We start from the raw sequence: 17257 nt of genomic DNA on the forward strand, positions 1-17257 counted from the left end.
CTTTCGTGTCCGAGATCGTCGCCAAACGCTCGAATACGAGTAGAATCAACACCGTGCGCCATGTCCACCAAATTTAAACCGGACAGCAGTGGGACAAGCCCGAGGATGACGTCGAGGGAGGGATGACCCACCCCCGACCATTTTTCACGCGCAGTCCGCAGATCAGATCCGGCGAACGGTGATCTCTTCTTCCGCATCCACAGCCAGCGGGTTTCTCAGCGGCAGGCCGAAACCGGCGGCTTCGATCTCGAAGACGTCGCCCGCTTCCGGCTTGATGCCTTCTGCGAAGGAGAGCGTCGCAGTGCCGAACATGTGCACATGCACGTCGCCGGGCGCGCGGAACAGGCCGTATTTGAAGTGGTGATATTCGAGGTTCGCAAAGGTGTGAGACATGTTGTCCTCACCCGAAACGAACGGCTTTTCGAAAATGACCTTGTCGCCGCGGCGGATGCGCGAGGTGCCACGAATATCCGACGGCGGGGCGCCGACGCGGATTTCCGGGCCGAAGCTTGCCGGGCGCAGTTTAGAATGGGCGAGGTAGAGATAGTTGATCCGCTCGGTGACGTGATCGGAAAACTCGTTCGAGACGGCAAAGCCGATGCGCACGGCTTCGCCCTTATCGGAGATCACATAGATGCCGGCCATCTCAGGCTCTTCGCCGCCATCGAGCGCGAAGGAGGGAGAGGTGAGAGCCGCACCCGGTGCTGCCGCCACATGGCCGTTGCCCTTGTAGAACCACTCGGGCTGAACGCCCTTTTCACCGGCCTTGGGCTTGCCGTTTTCAAGACCCATGCGGAACATCTTCATGGAGTCCGTCAGGCTTTCTTCCGCCGCTTCCGTGGTCTTCTTGTGCATGCTGTCGCGGGTCGCGGCCGAACCCAGATGGGTGAGGCCCGTGCCGGTCAGATGCAGATGCGCCGGATCGGGATGGGTGATCGGCGGCAGGAAACGGCCTTCGGCATAGGCCTTTTCGAGATCGACGACATCGCCGAGACCATGGGCGGAAATGACATCGGCAAGGCTCTTGCCGCCATTGGCGGCTTCCATGGCAAGCGCATAAACCGACGCCGCATCCTTGACGGCCTGCGCCTGCCCGCCTTCTTCGCGAACGGCTACGGTGATCTGGCCACTGGCATCTTTGATCTGTGAAATGAGCACGGGATTTCCTTCCTCCGGCGCAACGCGCCTTTATCTCTTCTACGCGGCGCATAACGCCTGCATCTTATGAAAGTGGCCGGAAACCGGCCACTTTTTTGACTTGCTATGTGGGTTGGGCAATCAGCCCTTGTTCTTGTTGTAAACGTCGAAGAACACGGCGGCGAGCAGCACGAGGCCCTTGACCATCTGCTGGAAATCGATGCCGAGGCCGACGATCGACATGCCGTTGTTCATGACGCCCATGATGAAGGCGCCGATGACCGCACCGGTGATCTTGCCAACGCCGCCGGATGCCGAAGCGCCACCGATGAAGCAGGCCGCGATAACGTCAAGTTCGAAGCCCACACCCGCCTTCGGCGTCGCCGAGTTGAGGCGTGTCGCGATGATCATGCCGGCAAGACCGGCCAGCACGCCCATGTTGACGAAGGTGAGGAAGCTCAGTCGTTCGGTATTGATACCGGAAAGCTTGGTCGCCTTTTCATTGCCGCCCATCGCGTAGATGCGACGGCCGATGGTGGTGCGGCGGGTCACGAAGCTGTAGAGCGCAACGAGAACAAGCATCACGATCAGCACGTTCGGCAGGCCGCGATAGGTGGAAAGCTGGTAGCCGAGGAACAGGATCGCGGCCGCGATCAAAAGGTTCTGGGCGATGAAGAAACCGAAAGGCTCGACATCGATACCGTGCTTCACGTTCACGACGCGACGGCGCCATGCGAGATAGAACAGCACGACGGTAATCAAGACCGTCAGGATCATCGAGGTGGTGTTGAGACCTTCAATACCGCCGATATCAGGCAGGAAGCCGGTGCTGATGATCTGGAAATCGGTCGGGAACGGACCGATGTTCTTGCCGCCGAGCACGAACAGCGTCAGGCCGCGGAACACCAGCATGCCCGCCAGCGTCACGATGAAGGACGGGATGCGGTGATAGGCGATCCAGTAACCCTGTGCAGCACCGATGATGCCGCCGATGACGAGACAAATCAGCGCCGCAAGGAACGGGTTCATGCCCCATTGCACGGTCAATATGGCCGCTATCGCGCCGACAAAGGCGACGATGGAGCCGACCGAAAGGTCGATATGCCCGGCCACGATGACGAGCAGCATGCCCAGCGCCATGATGACGATGAACGAGTTCTGCAGGATGAGGTTGGTCAGGTTCACAGGGCGGAACAGGATGCCGCCGGTGTAGAACTGGAAGAAAACCATGATGGCGACGAGCGCGATCAGCATGCCGTATTCGCGAATATTGGCGCGAATATAGGACGAGATCGAGACGACGTTACTTTCTTCGTTTGTGGTGTTTGCCGAACTCATGAGTTCTTCTCCCCTGAGCGCATGATAGCGCGCATGATGCTTTCCTGGCTCGCCTCTCCCTTCGGCAATTCAGCGACGATGCGGCCTTCGTTCATGACGTAGATGCGGTCGCAATTGCCGAGCAGTTCGGGCATTTCCGATGAGATCATCAGAACGCCTTTACCATCGGCAGCGAGCTGGTTGATGATGGTGTAGATTTCGTATTTCGCGCCGACATCGATACCGCGGGTCGGTTCATCGAGGATCAGCACGTCGGGATTGGAGAACAGCCACTTGGAGAGCACGACCTTCTGCTGGTTGCCGCCCGAAAGATTGACCGTTTCCTGAAAAATCCCCGACGAGCGGATGCGCAGGCGCGTGCGAAAATCGCTCGCCACCTTCATTTCCTTGATGTCGTCGATGATGCTGGCACTCGACACGCCGGCCAGATTGGCAAGCGTGGTATTGTGCAGGATGTTGTCGTTGAGCACGAGACCGAGATGCTTGCGGTCTTCCGTGACATAGGCGAGACCGGCATCGATGGCCTTGCGCACGGTGCTGACATCGACCGGCTTGCCGTCGATCAGCACTTCGCCGCTGATCTTGTGGCCATAGGACTTGCCAAACACGCTCATGGCGAATTCGGTGCGCCCGGCACCCATCAGACCGGCAATGCCGACGACTTCGCCCTTGCGCACGGTAACGTTGATATCGTGCAGAACCTGGCGGTCGCGGTGCTGCTGGTGATAGGCGTTCCAGTTCTTTACTTCGAGAATGGTCTCGCCGATCGGCACGTCGCGCGGCGGATAACGATCCTCGAGATCGCGCCCCACCATGTTGCGGATGATGACATCCTCGCTGATTTCTTCCTGATGACAGTCGAGCGTCTTCACCGTCATGCCGTCGCGCAAAACGGTGATCTGGTCGGCCACCTTGCGCACTTCGTTCAGCTTGTGGGTGATGATGATCGAGGTCATGCCCTGCTTGCGGAATTCCATCAGCAGGTTCAGCAGCGCCTCGGAATCGCTTTCGTTGAGCGAAGCCGTCGGCTCATCGAGGATGAGCAGCTTCACGCTCTTCGACAACGCCTTGGCGATTTCGACGAGCTGCTGCTTGCCCACACCGATATCGGTGATCAGCGTCTCCGGCGATTCCTTCAGGCCCACCTTCTTTAAAAGTTCGCGGGTACGGTTGAAGGTCTCCTGCCAGCTGATGACGCCGCTCGAAGCGACCTCGTTGCCAAGGAAGATGTTTTCCGCAATCGACAGAAGCGGCACGAGCGCCAGCTCCTGGTGAATGATGATGATACCAATATCTTCACTGTCGTTGATGGCGCGAAAATTCCGCACAGCGCCTTCATAGTGGATTTCGCCCTCATAGGTGCCGGCGGGGTAAACACCGGAAAGGACCTTCATCAAGGTCGACTTCCCCGCGCCGTTCTCACCGACGAGTGCGTGGATCTCACCCTCTTTAACCTTGAGGTTGACGTTCTCAAGCGCTTTCACGCCCGGAAACGTCTTGGTGATGTTCCGCATTTCGAGAATGGTATTGGCCATATCGCAATCCAGCGCCCGATTAATTCCGGCGTTTTTATTTTTATGGAAAAACGGGGATGACGCCAAGTCATCCCCGCATGTGTGTCGAGCTTATTTCAGCTGGTCTTCCTTGTAGTAACCGCCATCGACGAGAACCTGCTTGTAGTTCTCCTTGGTCACTGCAACCGGCTTCAGCAGGTAGGACGGAACGACCTTGACGCCATTTTCATAGGTCTTGGTGTCGTTCACTTCCGGCTCCTTGCCTTCCATCACGGCGTTGACCATGTTCACGGTCACCTTGGCGAGTTCGCGGGTGTCCTTGAAGATGGTGGAATACTGCTCGCCGGCAATGATCGACTTGACGGAAGGAACTTCAGCGTCCTGACCGGAAACGACCGGCAGCGGCTGGTCCTTCGTGCCATAACCAACGCCCTTCAGCGAGGAGATGATGCCGATGGAGAGACCGTCGTAAGGCGACAGAACGGCGTCAACCTTGGCGTCGGTGTAATAGGCCGACAGCAGGTTGTCCATGCGGGCCTGGGCCGTTGCCGGGTCCCAACGCAGCGTACCGACCTTGTCCATGCCGGTCTGGCCGGACTTCACGACGAGCTTGCCGCTGTCGATGTAAGGCTGGAGAACCGACATCGCGCCGTCATAGAAGAAGAAGGCGTTGTTGTCGTCCGGGGAGCCGCCGAAGAGCTCGATGTTGAACGGGCCCTTGCCGTCCTTCAGGCCGAGCTTGTCGACGATCGAAGTCGCCTGCAGAACGCCAACCTGGAAGTTGTCGAAGGTGGCGTAGTAGCTGACGTCGCCGCTGTTGCGGATCAGGCGGTCATAAGCGATGACCTTGATGCCCTGCTCGCCGGCCTGCTTCAGAACGTCCGACAGCGTCGTGCCGTCGATCGATGCGATCACGAGGACCTTGACGCCCTTGGTGACCATGTTTTCGATCTGGGAAAGCTGGTTCGGAATATCGTCATCGGCATATTGCAGGTCGGTCGTGTAACCGGCTTCCTGAAGCTGCTTCACGATGTTGTTGCCGTCGTCGATCCAGCGTGCGGACGACTTGGTCGGCATGGCGATACCAACGGAACCCTTGTCCTGTGCGAAAGCCGGCACTGCGAAAGAAGCAGCACCGATGGCACAAGCCGCCATCAGCGAAATAATGGACTTCATTAACTCTCTCCCTTGAGCCCTTCTCTGGAGCCCGCATGCTGCGGTGCACCATGAAATTCATGCCGTCAAAGGAAGAAGCCGCATTGCGCTTATTCCGATTTCGCAATTGCGAAATGGAACAGCTGCCGCTCCTCCCCGGCATTCCGCAAATTGTTCTGAATCCATATAACTGTCAAATAGAATAAATCAGTTTCCATATATCAATTATGATATATTAAATCGATACAAAAACCGATGAGGGGTATAAAACCACGAATGAACAACCAAAAAGTGTATGAGCAGGCGCAAACAACGGATGCCCTTTTCGTCTTTGAGGACAACCCTTTGCTGCGGGCCGGATTGAAGATGAGCCACCTGCGCATGCTGGTCATGATCGAGGAGCACGGGCAGGTCAGCGCGGCCGCCGCCGCCATGAACATGACGCAGCCGGCCGCCTCGCGCATGCTCTCGGAAATGGAGGCGATCGTCAAATCACCCCTTTGTCAGCGGGCCTCGCGCGGCGTTGTGCTGACGAAATTCGGCGAGGCGCTGGCGCGGCGGGCGCGCACCATATTGCTGGAACTGCGCGAGGCGAGCCGCGAGCTGAACCAGATGAAATCCGGCAGCGGCGGCTCGGTTTATATCGGCGCCGTCACAGCACCTGCGATCAGCCTCGTGGTTCCCGCTATAAGGCGCGCCATGGACACCTATCCCGGCATCGAAATCAACGTGCAGGTGGAAAGCAGCAACGTGCTGGCCCGCGAACTGCTGGCGGCCCGGCACGATTTCATCATCGGCCGGATACCGGACGATTTCGATCCCGGCCTCTTTTCCATCCATGAAATTGGCATAGAGCGCGCCTGTCTGGTGGTGCGCGAAGGCCACCCGCTGCTTCGCGGCGAGCCCGTGACCCTGCAGGATCTCTCCGGTTACGACTGGGTCTTCCAGCCGCCCGGCGCGCTTCTGCGCAGAACCATGGAAGATGTCTTCCTAACCCATGGCGTCGCCATGCCGCGCAACGTCATCAACACACCATCCGTGGTGCTCACCCTTGCGCTTGTCTGCAACACGGATGCCATCGCCCCGATCGCGCAGGACATGGCCGAATTCGTTGCCGGCCAGCAGGCCGATATCGGCCGAACCCGCATATTGCCGACGGATTTCGAACTCGTCGTAAAGCCATACAGCATCATCACCACCAAGGGCCGCGTTTTGCCGCCCAGCGCCCGCCTGCTCTACGATCTGGTTCTGGATGAAAGCCGCAAGCTGACCGGCCCGTGACGGCGGCAAGCCAGACACCACCTTCATGATCCATAAAGGCCGGATAGTCAGACCGGCGAGGGAAAGCCGCATGCTCTTCGGACAATCCGTCTTCCAGTCGGTCGTCGACAGGCTGAAACACGAAAAAGAAACGGAAGAGGAAGGCGCGGAGCCGCCACCGCCCGCCGGTCACCGCATTGCCGGTTTCAGCTCGGGCTTTGTTATCGATACACATATTGAAACGCCGCCGCCCGCGAACGGCAATCTCGATGCCTATCTCGCCTTCCTGGCCGACCCCGCGCCACCACCTGAACCGGAGCCGGCGCCCGAACCGGAATCCATGCCGGCCCATCTCGAAAGGACGTCGCTTGCCGATGTTTCGGCGGAACTGGCGATCCACGACACCGACACGGCCGCAACGCTTGCGGAAAAGCGCCGCGCCTTTGCCCGCCTCAATCATCCCGACCGGGTGAAACCGCAGTTCCGGCACAATGCGACGCTGCGCATGACCGCGGCCAATCTCCTGATTGACCAGGCTATACGGATGCTGCGGGCGCGGGAGCATTTCCGGTAAAGCGCCGGACGGCCTTATCTCGTAAAATACATGAGACGAAAGACAGGAAGCGCTTCAGCCCGCATCGTTCTTGTCGGTGGGCGCGCTTTCGGCGGCAGGCTCATCCGCACCAGTTCCGCTCTTGGCAGCATCGCTTGCGGGTTTGAACTTCAGCAGCAATTCATAGGCCGCATAAGCGCCGATGCCGGCAACGATGGTTCCCCAGAAAAACTCGCGATTGACGAATTCGATGACGGCCCACGCGGCGCAAAAGCCGACGATGAGCAACCGGACCCACAGGGGACGATAAAGCGGATGACTCGTATCGATATTCAGCATGGCATTCCCGTCCCGGGCCTTTCCAGTCGATCGCATGATTGCGGTTCCACGCCCAAAGGCGTGAAGATGCTTATGCGTCTTGGCGGTTTCACAGGAAAATTGCAACGCAATTCAGCCCCGCTACCGATCAGGCTGGCGTGAACGACCCGCGCAGGAAAACCGTCGCCGGTGCCGAAGGCAATGGCAAGACGGAACACCTGCGTCACAGGCCGCACCCTGCGGCGGCCAGCGCCCGGATTGCCCCGCTCTCGTCGAAGCTCAGTCGCGCAGGCGTCCGAGCAGCGCCAGAAGCTGGTCGCGGGCCTTCTTGCCGCCGATCCTGTCGATCAGCTTTTCCTCACGATCCCGCCAGGTGTTGGAAAGCCGGTCGAGAAGGCTGCTGCCCTCCTCCGTCATATCGAGGAAATGAACGCGCCTGTCCTCTTCCGATTTGCGGCGGACGAGCAGTCCCTTCTCTTCCATGCTGTCGACGATGGCGACGAAATTGGCGCGCTGTATGCCGAGCGCTTCCGCCACATCGCTCTGCTTGAGACCCGGATTGCCGCCGACGATGACGAGAACGGAAAAATCGGCCGGCCGTAACCCCTGCTCCGCCAGCACATCGGCAAAACCGTTTGCCACGGCAAGTTGCGAGTGCCGCAAATGATAGCTGATCGCAGTCGTCAGCAACCCATAGTCGATTGCCGTGATATGCGCCGCTTCCGCGCTGCCGCTTTCGGCCTTTTCCGTCCGCGGCCCGTTGCTGTGTGCCAATCGCAAAGCCATCCGATCCCCCGCCTGATTCGTTCCTTTACCTTGTCGAAATCATAACCGACAACATCACGAAACTGTATCCCAAATAAATGTAGATGATACTAATATTGTATAATAATTTGACAGTTAATCGCCGGAAAAGCAAATCAGGACTCCTGATCGCCACCCGGCCAACGAAAAAAGTATGACTATTTACCCGCCAATTTTGAGGGGATGAAATCGCGTCCCGCGCCGTATTTGAAAGGCGTTGCCCCCATCCGGCCGCCTGTTCGTGAAAGCGGCAAAACAGCGGCCCGCCCCGGCAATAACATACTACTTATAAGGGAAACCCCGTTCCGGCAAAAAGACAATACGTCAAACGACGCATCGCCCCACGGCCGCACAATGGCCCGCGACCACCCCAAAACAGGCCCCGCGCCCCACCCCGCCCAAAAACAGGCAACGTTTCGCAAATCTCTGATTTTTAGACATTGATGCGAAAACAAAGCTGGGGTATGAACCAACCGCTGCACGCGATTCAAGCGTGACCGCTGCACCCGTAGCTCAGCTGGATAGAGTGTTGGATTCCGATTCCAAAGGTCACAGGTTCGAATCCTGTCGGGTGCGCCATTTCTCAGGGACTTCAGCGTTTCATACTACCCCTGAAACAATCACAGAAACACATCGAGGGTAAGCTTCAAGAGCCTCGGATGAGGCGATCCGGCTGGGCTGCGTCAAAAGGCCCCTGCCCGAGGGCATGAATTGGCGTTGTTGAAGCAGCCGGATTGAGGTACCCCTGTCCTCGATAGATTGTATCAAGTAACAGACTGGAAATACTCAGATGATGGAATGGGATTGGGTAGATTTGTTCCCCTTGGTCTTCTTTCCGTTCAAGATTATCGTGTTGGGCACGGGCATGTTCTTCGCCATCAAGTGGCATCACGATCAGGCGAAGAAGGAAAAGGGCCCCAGCGGCCCGTAAGCGCCCGCCGGTCGGGCAGCGAAAAGTTCAGATATCATTGGATGGATGTTTTCGCGCGTGAACCGGTGCCGGGGAACCGCATGGCGATGGTTGCCGATGCGGATGATCCAGCCGTCGCGAAGATGTTGCGTTTCGCACGGTGGACATCGATTTTGCCAGAGCGGCTTTCGATCAAGCCACATCGTCGTTGAACGCCGGCGGGGATGCCTCCCCGCCGAAACGCATGTTGGAAACGGATCGCCGCTCAGAACTCCTGCCAGTCGCCCTTTGTATCGACGGCGGCATTGCCCGAAAACGCCGAGGCGATCTTGCGGCCCAGTGCACGGACCGGAGAGGCGACATATTTGTCGCTGCCACCGGCGCTGCGAACCGGCGCAGGCTGGCTTTTCGGTTGATAGGCGCCGTCGGCGAGCCGGAACTGGGAGAGCAGCTGGTTGAGCGACGCCACTTCCTTGGCGAGGCTGTGGCTGGCGGCATTGGTTTCTTCCACCATGGCCGCATTTTTCTGCGTGTCCTGATCCATCTGGTTGACCGCCGTATTGATCTGCTGCAGTCCGGAAGACTGTTCCTGCGCGGCCTCCACGATGGAAACGACGTGCCGGTTGATTTCCTGCACTTCAGAAACGATGGTCGCCAGCGCCTTGCCGGTGTCGCCCACCAGCTGAACGCCCTGCTGCACCTGATCGTTTGAGGTGTTGATCAGCGCCTTGATCTCCTTGGCGGCATGGGCGGAGCGCTGGGCAAGCTCACGCACTTCCTGCGCGACGACGGCAAAACCCTTGCCGGCCTCGCCCGCACGCGCGGCTTCCACGCCGGCATTCAGCGCCAGAAGGTTGGTCTGGAAGGCAATTTCGTCGATGACGCCGATGATGTTGCTGATCTCATTGGCGGATTTCGCAATCTGCTCCATGGCGACCACGGCGCGGCGCACCACGTCGCCGGATTGCTCGGCGCCCGCCTTGGCGCGGCTGACGATCTCGCCCGCCTCCTGCGCACGACGGGTGGAATCGTGCACCGTCGTGGTGATTTCTTCCAGAGCTGCGGCGGTTTCTTCCACGGCAGCGGCCTGCTGTTCGGTGCGCTTGGCCAGATCGTCGGCCGCAGATTTGATCTCGTCCGCGCCCGCGCCGATGCCACTGGCGTTCTGGGCCACCTTGGTCAGGGCCGCCTGCAGCTTTTCGGCGGACATGTTGAAATCGTTACGAACGGCGTCGAGCGTGGCGGTGAACGGCTGGCCGATGCGATAGGAAACATCGCCCTCCGAAAGCTTCGAGAGACCGGCGGCGAGATTGTCGACGGCGAACTTGACGTCGGCCGCTTCCCTTGCCTTCTGCTGCTCGCGCTCCATCCGGTCTTTCTCCGAGAGGCTGCGATTGGCTTCGGTTTCCTGCTCGAGACGAATGCGCTCGATGGCGTTTTCACGGAAGACCTGCACGGCCTTCGCCATCTGGCCCACTTCGTCGCGGCGCGTCATGCCGTCGATTTCCGTCGCCGTCTCGCCGCCGGCAAGCGACACCATGCGCTCGCGCAGGCGGGCGATAGGGGTTGTGATGCCGCGGGACGCCACGAACAGCGCCAGAATGATGCCGACCGCAAAAGCGACGCCGACAACCACCAGCGAGGTGAAGATGGTCGAATTGGTCTGGTCCGTCAGTTCGTCGCTTCCCTGGACGACGCCCTTGGCAAGCTTGTCCAGCAGCGCCGTCATGGCAACCGAAGTCGCGTGAATGGAGGCGTCCGCCTTGAGCAACTGGGCAGCGGATTCGTCATTACGGTTTGCCATACCAAGTTCGACAGCCTTATCCGTCATGGCGGTTATGGCCTGCGACTGCGCGATGAAGGCGTCCATGGCGGCGGACTCTTCGGGAAAAACAGTCTTCACATTATTGAGACGCTGGAGGAGCGCACCCTTGCTGTCACTGTAGGCCTGCTTGGCGGCCTTTATCTCCGGCCCGTTCACGTCGTACGCCATGACCTGATAGGCGCCATAGGCCAGGGCAACCAGATTTCGGTTGGCACGCGCAAGCTCCACCAGAGCGGCGTTGTCGTTGGCGATAAAGAGCGAGTAGGCCGTGTCCGCTTCCTTGTAGCGGGTGGACATGAAGGCGGCGGCGCCAAGGCCGACGATGCAGAGCGGAAGAATGAGCGACAGGATTTTGGTGCGGATACTGGCGTTTTGAAGAAACGACACGGGAAACTCCTGAAATTGACGCCGCTCCTTTCCCGTGCCGGAGGTGTTCGGCAAAAATGACATTGCACGTCGAAAGCCTACATCATCAAGGCCCCGTCAGCCGGATCATCAGCCATGTCGCAGCCTGCATCATGCACCTGCCCGCAAAACCGGGAAACGACTGACCGCGACCGGAAAAAATGGAGAACAGTACTTTATAATGTTCAAATTTACTTTATATAATAACAATTATACTTAAAAACTTTAAAATTCCTTTATGCCGCATGCTGTTTCGAGCGCGCACGGAACAAAAAAACGGCAGGCTTTTCAGCCTGCCGCATGCATTTCCGATAGTGGCGTTGGAAGCGCTCGCGTCAGGCCGCCGCGCGCCGCAGCGCTGTCGCAACCGTGTGGATATGCGCCGCACCAATGCCGCAGCAGCCGCCGATCATGGTCGCGCCCGCATCCGCCCAGGAGCAGGCAAAACGGGAATAGACATCGCCGGTCAGATCGGCGCGCGTGCTATGCAGCCCTTCATTGGCGGCGGAATCGCCCTGCTCGCCTTCGAAGGCATTGGCGTAGACGCCGATTTCCAGCGACACAGCCTTTTCCGCGAAGACGGCGGCGGCCGTCTCGACGGCGGCCTTCATGACTTCCGGCTTGCTGCAATTGAACAGAAGCGCGGCGGCACCCGATTGCGCCGCCCATTCGGCCGCCGCCCTGACCGTTTCACCGGAGCGAAGCGCAGGCTCGGCGCCGGCCGCAGCCGCATCGTCGTTGAGCGTGAAGGAAATCCAGAACGGTTTGCCGGTTGCGGCAACGGCCTCGCGCACCGCTTCGCCCTCGGCGATCAGGCTGAGGGTCTCACCGAGCCAGACATCGACATGGGGCGCAAGATTGTCGACCAGCACCTTCAGATAGGCCTGCACCCGCGTGGCATCGAAATTCTGCGGCTCATAGGAACCGAAAATCGGCGGCAGCGAACCCGCCACCAGCACCTTGCGGCCGGAAGCATCCGCCGCTTCGCGCGCCAGCTTGCCAGAAAGGGCGATCAGCGATGCGCCATCCTCCTGGAAACGCTCTTCGCCGATGTGGAAGGGCACCAGCGCATAAGAATTGGTGGTGACGACATCGGCGCCGGCCTCGATGAATTCCGCATGCACCTGCCGCACGATATCGGGCGCGTCGATCAGCGCCAGCGCCGACCATTCCGGCTGTTTCAGTTCGGCGCCGAGCCGCTGCAATTCGCGGCTCATGCCGCCGTCGAGGATACGGATTGTGCTCATGGTCATACTCCCTGAATGTTTATCGCCTGACCGGCACCTGCTGTTCGACAAGGCCGAAACAGCGGGCGATGATGGCGGTGAGAATGAGATAGAAGACGGTGACGACGATCAGCGGCTCATAGACCAGAAGCGTATCCTGCCGCACCTTGTAGGCGACGGCGTAGAGGTCCATCACCGTCACGGTGAAAGCAAGCGGCGTGGCTTTCAGCTGCATCACCACCTCGCCGGCAATCGTCGGCAGCGCGATGCGGATGGCGCGCGGCAGCCAGATGCGGCGAATGAGGGTGAAACGGCCCATGCCGAAAGCCCTGCCCGCCTCCAGCTCACCTTTCGGAACCGCCAACAGCGCGCCGCGCAGAACTTCCGCCTCATAGGCCGCATAATTCAGCGTGAAGCTGACGGCCGCAAAGAAGAACCCTTCGCGCAGCACCGGCCACATGAAGCTTTGGCGCAGGCCGGGGATCATCGGCAGAAGCGAGCCAACGCCGTAATAAAGCAGCCAGAGCTGGATGAGCAACGGCGTGCCGCGAAAGAAGGTGCAATAGGCCCGCGCCAGGATTTTCGTCATCCGCCCGCCGCTCACCTGCGCAAAGGCAAGCCCGATGGCGAGGAGAAAACCGATGCTGACGGAGATGACGAGCAGCGCCACCGTCTGCCAGGCACCCGAGAGAAGCAGCGGCCAATATTTTGCGACCCATGAAAAATCCATGCCGTCCCCTCCTCAGGCCAGGGCCGGTTGGCCGCGCCGCACCCGGCGTTCCAACAGCGAGAAGACGAGATTGGAGACGAGCGTGATGGCGAGATAAAGGAACGCCGCCGCCAGGAAGAACAGGAAATATTGCTTGGTGCTGGCCCCTGCCAAGCGCGTTGCCAGCGCCAGTTCCTGATAACCGACGACGGCCACCAGCGCGCTGTCCTTGGTCACGGCAAGCCAGAGATTGGCAAGACCCGGCAGCGCATTCGGCAGCAATGCCGGCAGGACCACGCGACGGAAACGCAGGAAAGGCGACATGCCGAAGGCGCGCGCCGCCTCGATCTGGCCGCTCGGAATGGCAAGGATCGCCCCGCGCAGCACCTCGGTCATATAGGCGCCCTGCACGAAACCCAGAACCGCAACAGCGGCAACAAAACCGTTTACCTCAAGCGGCGGCATGCCAGCCAGCAAGAGCAGCCGGTTGAGCCCATCCGTACCGGCATAATAAAGCCCGACGATGAGAATGAGTTCGGGAACGGCGCGGATCGCAGTGGTATAGAGGTTGAGCAGCAGGCCCAGCGGCCTGTTGCCCGAAAGCTTGCCGAGCGCCCCGGCCATGCCGATGGCAAGGCCGATCAGATAGGCGCCGGCGGAAATGGCAAGCGTCGACGCCGCACCCTTCAACAGGGTGCCGCCCCATCCCGGAGGATAGGGAGACAGAAGTTGCAACGTGGTTTCAAGGCTTGCCATATGCGTGACCGATCAGACCGAATTACTGCCCGTAAATATTGAAGCTGAAGTACTTCCTGGTGATCTCGTCATATTTGCCGCTGGCGCGCACGGCGGCGATTGCCGCATTCAGCTTGGCCTTGAGTTCGGTGTCTTCCTTGCGCAGGCCGCCGGAAACGCCGAGACCGAGGATTTCCTTGTCGTCGGCGACATCGCCCATGTCGGCGCAGCAATCCTTGCCCGCATCGCTCTTCACGAAAGCGTCGAGAACGATGGAATCGCCGAAGACGTAGTCGATGCGGCCGGCCGCGAGATCCTGAAACGCCTCGTCCAGCGTCTGGTAGGTCTTCTCATCGGCGACACCGGCGAAATATTTCTTGTAATATTCGGACTGGATGGTGGCCACCTGAATGCCGATGGTCTTGCCCTTTACGTCCTCGGCCGTCGCACCCGCCTTTTCGCCCTTGGCGCCGATCAGCTTGCTTGGCGTGTTGTAATATTTATCGGTGAAATCGATGATCTTCTGACGCTCTTCCGTGTTCGACATGGAGGACCAGATAACGTCGAATTTCTTCGTCTGCAGCGCCGGGATGAGGCCGTCCCAGGAGAGCTCCACGATCGAGCATTCTTCCTTCATTTCCGCGCAGACGGCGTCCATGAGGTCGATTTCCCAGCCCTGCCACTTGCCGCTGGCATCCTTGGCGAAGAAGGGCGGGTAGGCCTCGTTCATGATGCCGAAGCGCACCTCGGCGCTGGCGGTGAAGGCGGAAAACGCAAATGCCGTTCCGGCAAGCAGCGTGGCGAAGAATTTCATTCAAGTCTCTCCTGTTAAATACGGACTGTCAGGCAAAAGGGTCAATTGGTGAGCGCGCCGGTAAATTCCCGGCAGCGGGCGCTCAAGGGGTTTCCGAACACCTGCGCCGGCGGCCCCGCCTCCTCCACCCGGCCCTGATGCAAAAACACGACCTGCGAGGATACATCGCGCGCAAAGCGCATTTCGTGGGTGACGAGCAGCATGGTGCGGCCTTCTTCGGCCAGATCGCGGATGACCTTCAGAACCTCGCCCACCAGTTCCGGATCGAGCGCCGAAGTGGGTTCGTCGAACAGCATCACCGCCGGCTCCATGCAGAGCGCGCGCGCAATGGCGGCACGTTGCTGCTGCCCGCCGGACAGGAATGCCGGATAGGCGTTTTTCTTGTCATAAAGCCCGACCTTGTTCAGCAGGGCTTCGGCCTTTTCAACCGCCTCCTGCCGCCTGACGCCGAGAACATGAACGGGCGCCTCGATCACGTTTTCCAGAACGGTGCGATGGGCCCAGAGATTGAAATTCTGGAACACCATGCCAAGGCCGGTGCGCAGTTTTTCCACCTGCCGCCAGCTTTTCGGCACCGCCTTGCCGTCGCGTCCGGTTTTCGTGGCGATTTCCTCGCCATTGACGATGACGCGGCCGCGATCCGGCGTTTCGAGAAAATTCATGCAGCGCAGAAAGGTGCTTTTGCCGGAACCGGAAGACCCGATGATCGAGATGACATCGCCCTTGTGGGCCTGCAAGGAAACGCCCTTCAAAACTTCATGCGTGCCGAAGCTCTTGTGGATGTCATCCGCCTCGAGCGCGCAGGCGCCTGTATCTGCCATCGATTGACCTAGCCGATCCGTTTTTTTAGTGCCGCCGCGCCAATAGCCGGGGTTTCGCGGTGCGACGTGCACAATAACAAAGACTTGAGCCGCGCATGTTTAGCGAAAATAGCCGCAGACGCGCGCAACAATCGGCTCTTTTACATATTTGCAACGAAAAATCATTTCAAAATATCATCTGGAGCGAACGACAGGAGAAACCTGCCCTGACAGCGGTGTCGGGGCAATGCCCGCTCCACCCACGGCTCTCTCCGGTTCCCGCTCCGCCTCGTCCTCCACGAGGCTGGCATTGGCCTGAAGGTGCAGACCCATCACGGCGACGATGAGGAAGAACCAGACGAACCCGGTACTGAGGAAAAACAGCGTTTCCAGAAAGCCGTAGAGCAGCACATAAAGCCATACGCCGACATAAAGCCGCGTCAGCGGACTGTTGCGCGTGGCCTCGTTCATTTTGCCGAGATAGTGCAGCGGCAGGAGATAAATCCACACCATCACCAGCACCAGACCCGGCACGCCACCGGCCAGCAGAAGGTCGAAATAACCATTGTGCGAATCCGGCGCGGTCGTCGCCCAGGTATTGTTCTCGGTGAAACTCGACATCAGGGCATCGCTGCGCCAGAAGGCCTGATAGCCGTATCCCAGAAGCGGGCTTTGACGGATGTAATCAATGGCGACGGTCCAGATATCCCGTCTGCCGGTAAAGCTGGCGTCGAGCCCCAGCTTCGTCAGCATCTGCGAAAAGACGGGATCGACCGTGGTGCCGACGGTCACCAGCGCAAAAACCGCCAGAAACAGGGTCACGACCGTATAACGCCAGCGCGGCCAGCGCAGGATGAACCAGCCTGCCGCAATAATGATCGGCATCAGCCCGAGCGCGGTCTTGCCGCCCGACTTGACCAGAAAGACCAGCGACAGCAACAGCACCGACAGCCCGCCGATGAAGGACCAGCGCTTGCAGAGATAAATACCGACTATAATCAACACCGCCATGACCGAGGCGGCCTCGTTCTTATGGCGGAAAACCCCGCGCCAGTCCCCCGCCAGCAGCGGCTCCAGCGCATCGCTGGCCTGATGGATCGAGCGCGAGGGCAGCACGGTGATTCCGAAATAGCACAGGAACAATATGATCAGGGCGCATGTGGCAAGCAGCGTCGTGAAATGCCGCTCGGTGCGCGGCAATTGCAGGAAGCCGCCGGCAAGCACGCAGATGATGGCGCACATGACCAGCCGCCTGAGCGAAAATAGCGGCGCTTCGCCCGCAAGCGAGGTCAGGACAAACCAGCCGAAAATCGCCGCCATCAGCAGGCGCGGCATGAAGAGGATGGAAAACGACCGCTCCTTCGCCATGAAGGTCAGGAAACTGAAAAACAGGATAATCGCGGTCAACTGGTTGAGCAGGTTGGACCCGGCCGCCATGGCGGAGCCCTGATAGGTCGATGAGAGCGAGATATAGGGCGAAAAGCCGACCGTGAAAAACAGGAACGTCACGTAAAACAACACGTCCCGCCAGTGGCCACGCCCCTGTTCGCCATGCGCTGCATCCATAAGGGGTTTTTCTCTCCCTCTTTCCTGAAGCCACCCGCATTGAAGCTCGTGCTTCGCATATTCGATAATACTAATATCCCGCGCAAATCCTATTTTTTAGTTATTCATGATGCACGGGGAAATAGCACCGCGATCGTGCGCTTTTCCTCGGGAAATCGGAGCCCGGAGACAAAGGACAAGACGGAAGC

At 59.3% G+C, this 17257-nt stretch carries 16 protein-coding genes and 1 tRNA gene; 4 read left to right on the forward strand and 13 right to left on the reverse strand.

All coding sequences use genetic code 11. The features are described from left to right. Nucleotides 1-162: 162 nt before the first annotated feature. From araD1 to chvE, 4 genes are all read right to left on the reverse strand, one after another. The gene (araD1, locus tag ACQZ40_RS13895; protein WP_448748178.1) at nucleotides 163-1158 is read right to left on the reverse strand and encodes a 2-keto-3-deoxy-L-arabinonate dehydratase AraD1; all 996 of its coding nucleotides are present in this window, start codon (nucleotides 1156-1158) and stop codon (nucleotides 163-165) included. 120 nt (nucleotides 1159-1278) lie between these two features. Beyond that, nucleotides 1279-2475, reverse strand: a complete 1197-nt coding sequence (gene gguB, locus ACQZ40_RS13900) for a sugar ABC transporter permease GguB (protein ID WP_065655067.1) — start codon at nucleotides 2473-2475, stop codon at nucleotides 1279-1281. After that, nucleotides 2472-4010 carry a sugar ABC transporter ATP-binding protein GguA gene (gene gguA / locus ACQZ40_RS13905; RefSeq protein ID WP_338810701.1) on the reverse strand — a complete coding sequence of 513 codons (1539 nt, stop codon included), beginning with the start codon at nucleotides 4008-4010 and terminating at the stop codon, nucleotides 2472-2474. The genes gguB and gguA overlap by 4 nt, the downstream gene beginning before the upstream one ends. Nucleotides 4011-4100: 90 nt before the next feature. After that, nucleotides 4101-5165, reverse strand: coding sequence for a sugar ABC transporter substrate-binding protein ChvE (chvE, locus tag ACQZ40_RS13910; RefSeq protein ID WP_065655068.1), 1065 nt, complete (start codon nucleotides 5163-5165; stop codon nucleotides 4101-4103). 255 nt (nucleotides 5166-5420) lie between these two features. Here chvE and ACQZ40_RS13915 point away from each other — a divergent pair, with 255 nt between their 5' ends. Together ACQZ40_RS13915 and ACQZ40_RS13920 are read left to right on the forward strand one after the other, a co-directional pair. Further along, nucleotides 5421-6425: a LysR family transcriptional regulator gene (locus ACQZ40_RS13915; protein ID WP_020808912.1), complete on the forward strand. Its 1005-nt coding sequence runs from the start codon at nucleotides 5421-5423 to the stop codon at nucleotides 6423-6425. 70 nt (nucleotides 6426-6495) lie between these two features. Further along, nucleotides 6496-6978 (forward strand): hypothetical protein, encoded by a 483-nt coding sequence (locus ACQZ40_RS13920; RefSeq protein WP_448748179.1) that lies wholly within the window; start codon nucleotides 6496-6498, stop codon nucleotides 6976-6978. A gap of 54 nt (nucleotides 6979-7032) precedes the next feature. Here ACQZ40_RS13920 and ACQZ40_RS13925 read toward each other — a convergent pair whose 3' ends face one another. Further along, the gene (locus tag ACQZ40_RS13925) at nucleotides 7033-7296 is read right to left on the reverse strand and encodes a hypothetical protein (RefSeq protein ID WP_125147015.1); all 264 of its coding nucleotides are present in this window, start codon (nucleotides 7294-7296) and stop codon (nucleotides 7033-7035) included. Nucleotides 7297-7554: 258 nt separating this feature from the next. Next, nucleotides 7555-8061 carry a MarR family winged helix-turn-helix transcriptional regulator gene (locus ACQZ40_RS13930; protein ID WP_003520548.1) on the reverse strand — a complete coding sequence of 169 codons (507 nt, stop codon included), beginning with the start codon at nucleotides 8059-8061 and terminating at the stop codon, nucleotides 7555-7557. 520 nt (nucleotides 8062-8581) lie between these two features. Here ACQZ40_RS13930 and ACQZ40_RS13935 point away from each other — a divergent pair. Further along, nucleotides 8582-8658, forward strand: a tRNA-Arg gene (locus ACQZ40_RS13935). Between the two features lie 211 nt (nucleotides 8659-8869). Beyond that, a complete protein-coding gene (locus ACQZ40_RS13940) occupies nucleotides 8870-9010 on the forward strand; it encodes a hypothetical protein (protein ID WP_104679577.1) in 141 nt (46 codons plus the stop codon). A 244-nt stretch (nucleotides 9011-9254) separates the two neighbouring features. Here the strand turns inward: ACQZ40_RS13940 and ACQZ40_RS13945 are convergent, their stop codons facing one another. The 7 genes from ACQZ40_RS13945 to uppW form a co-directional block, all read right to left on the reverse strand. Beyond that, nucleotides 9255-11201 carry a methyl-accepting chemotaxis protein gene (locus ACQZ40_RS13945; protein WP_174039587.1) on the reverse strand — a complete coding sequence of 649 codons (1947 nt, stop codon included), beginning with the start codon at nucleotides 11199-11201 and terminating at the stop codon, nucleotides 9255-9257. Between the two features lie 353 nt (nucleotides 11202-11554). Then, the gene (locus tag ACQZ40_RS13950) at nucleotides 11555-12466 is read right to left on the reverse strand and encodes a homocysteine S-methyltransferase family protein (protein ID WP_078051709.1); all 912 of its coding nucleotides are present in this window, start codon (nucleotides 12464-12466) and stop codon (nucleotides 11555-11557) included. A gap of 19 nt (nucleotides 12467-12485) precedes the next feature. Then, nucleotides 12486-13175 carry an ABC transporter permease gene (locus ACQZ40_RS13955; RefSeq protein WP_020808864.1) on the reverse strand — a complete coding sequence of 230 codons (690 nt, stop codon included), beginning with the start codon at nucleotides 13173-13175 and terminating at the stop codon, nucleotides 12486-12488. Between the two features lie 12 nt (nucleotides 13176-13187). Then, nucleotides 13188-13910: an ABC transporter permease gene (locus ACQZ40_RS13960; protein ID WP_448748180.1), complete on the reverse strand. Its 723-nt coding sequence runs from the start codon at nucleotides 13908-13910 to the stop codon at nucleotides 13188-13190. Nucleotides 13911-13932: 22 nt separating this feature from the next. Further along, nucleotides 13933-14703: a transporter substrate-binding domain-containing protein gene (locus ACQZ40_RS13965; protein ID WP_003520561.1), complete on the reverse strand. Its 771-nt coding sequence runs from the start codon at nucleotides 14701-14703 to the stop codon at nucleotides 13933-13935. A 41-nt stretch (nucleotides 14704-14744) separates the two neighbouring features. After that, nucleotides 14745-15524: an ABC transporter ATP-binding protein gene (locus ACQZ40_RS13970; protein WP_065655095.1), complete on the reverse strand. Its 780-nt coding sequence runs from the start codon at nucleotides 15522-15524 to the stop codon at nucleotides 14745-14747. 174 nt (nucleotides 15525-15698) lie between these two features. Continuing rightward, the gene (gene uppW, locus ACQZ40_RS13975) at nucleotides 15699-17069 is read right to left on the reverse strand and encodes a Wzy-type polysaccharide biosynthesis protein UppW (protein ID WP_448748181.1); all 1371 of its coding nucleotides are present in this window, start codon (nucleotides 17067-17069) and stop codon (nucleotides 15699-15701) included. Between the last annotated feature and the right edge of the window lie 188 nt (nucleotides 17070-17257).

The sequence above is a fragment of the Agrobacterium sp. 16-172Ci genome, from assembly GCF_053522725.1.

Excerpts from the sequence above, each read along its gene's own strand:
- ACQZ40_RS13940 (WP_104679577.1), top strand. The coding sequence starts at position 8,870 with ATGATGGAATGGGATTGGGTAGATTTGTTCCCCTTGGTCTTCTTTCCG.
- ACQZ40_RS13930 (WP_003520548.1), bottom strand. The coding sequence starts at position 8,061 with ATGGCTTTGCGATTGGCACACAGCAACGGGCCGCGGACGGAAAAGGCC.
- gguA (WP_338810701.1), bottom strand. The coding sequence starts at position 4,010 with ATGGCCAATACCATTCTCGAAATGCGGAACATCACCAAGACGTTTCCG.
- chvE (WP_065655068.1), bottom strand. The coding sequence starts at position 5,165 with ATGAAGTCCATTATTTCGCTGATGGCGGCTTGTGCCATCGGTGCTGCT.
- ACQZ40_RS13950 (WP_078051709.1), bottom strand. The coding sequence starts at position 12,466 with ATGAGCACAATCCGTATCCTCGACGGCGGCATGAGCCGCGAATTGCAG.
- uppW (WP_448748181.1), bottom strand. The coding sequence starts at position 17,069 with ATGGATGCAGCGCATGGCGAACAGGGGCGTGGCCACTGGCGGGACGTG.
- ACQZ40_RS13965 (WP_003520561.1), bottom strand. The coding sequence starts at position 14,703 with ATGAAATTCTTCGCCACGCTGCTTGCCGGAACGGCATTTGCGTTTTCC.
- ACQZ40_RS13920 (WP_448748179.1), top strand. The coding sequence starts at position 6,496 with ATGCTCTTCGGACAATCCGTCTTCCAGTCGGTCGTCGACAGGCTGAAA.
- ACQZ40_RS13960 (WP_448748180.1), bottom strand. The coding sequence starts at position 13,910 with ATGGCAAGCCTTGAAACCACGTTGCAACTTCTGTCTCCCTATCCTCCG.
- ACQZ40_RS13970 (WP_065655095.1), bottom strand. The coding sequence starts at position 15,524 with ATGGCAGATACAGGCGCCTGCGCGCTCGAGGCGGATGACATCCACAAG.
- ACQZ40_RS13915 (WP_020808912.1), top strand. The coding sequence starts at position 5,421 with ATGAACAACCAAAAAGTGTATGAGCAGGCGCAAACAACGGATGCCCTT.
- ACQZ40_RS13925 (WP_125147015.1), bottom strand. The coding sequence starts at position 7,296 with ATGCTGAATATCGATACGAGTCATCCGCTTTATCGTCCCCTGTGGGTC.
- ACQZ40_RS13955 (WP_020808864.1), bottom strand. The coding sequence starts at position 13,175 with ATGGATTTTTCATGGGTCGCAAAATATTGGCCGCTGCTTCTCTCGGGT.
- gguB (WP_065655067.1), bottom strand. The coding sequence starts at position 2,475 with ATGAGTTCGGCAAACACCACAAACGAAGAAAGTAACGTCGTCTCGATC.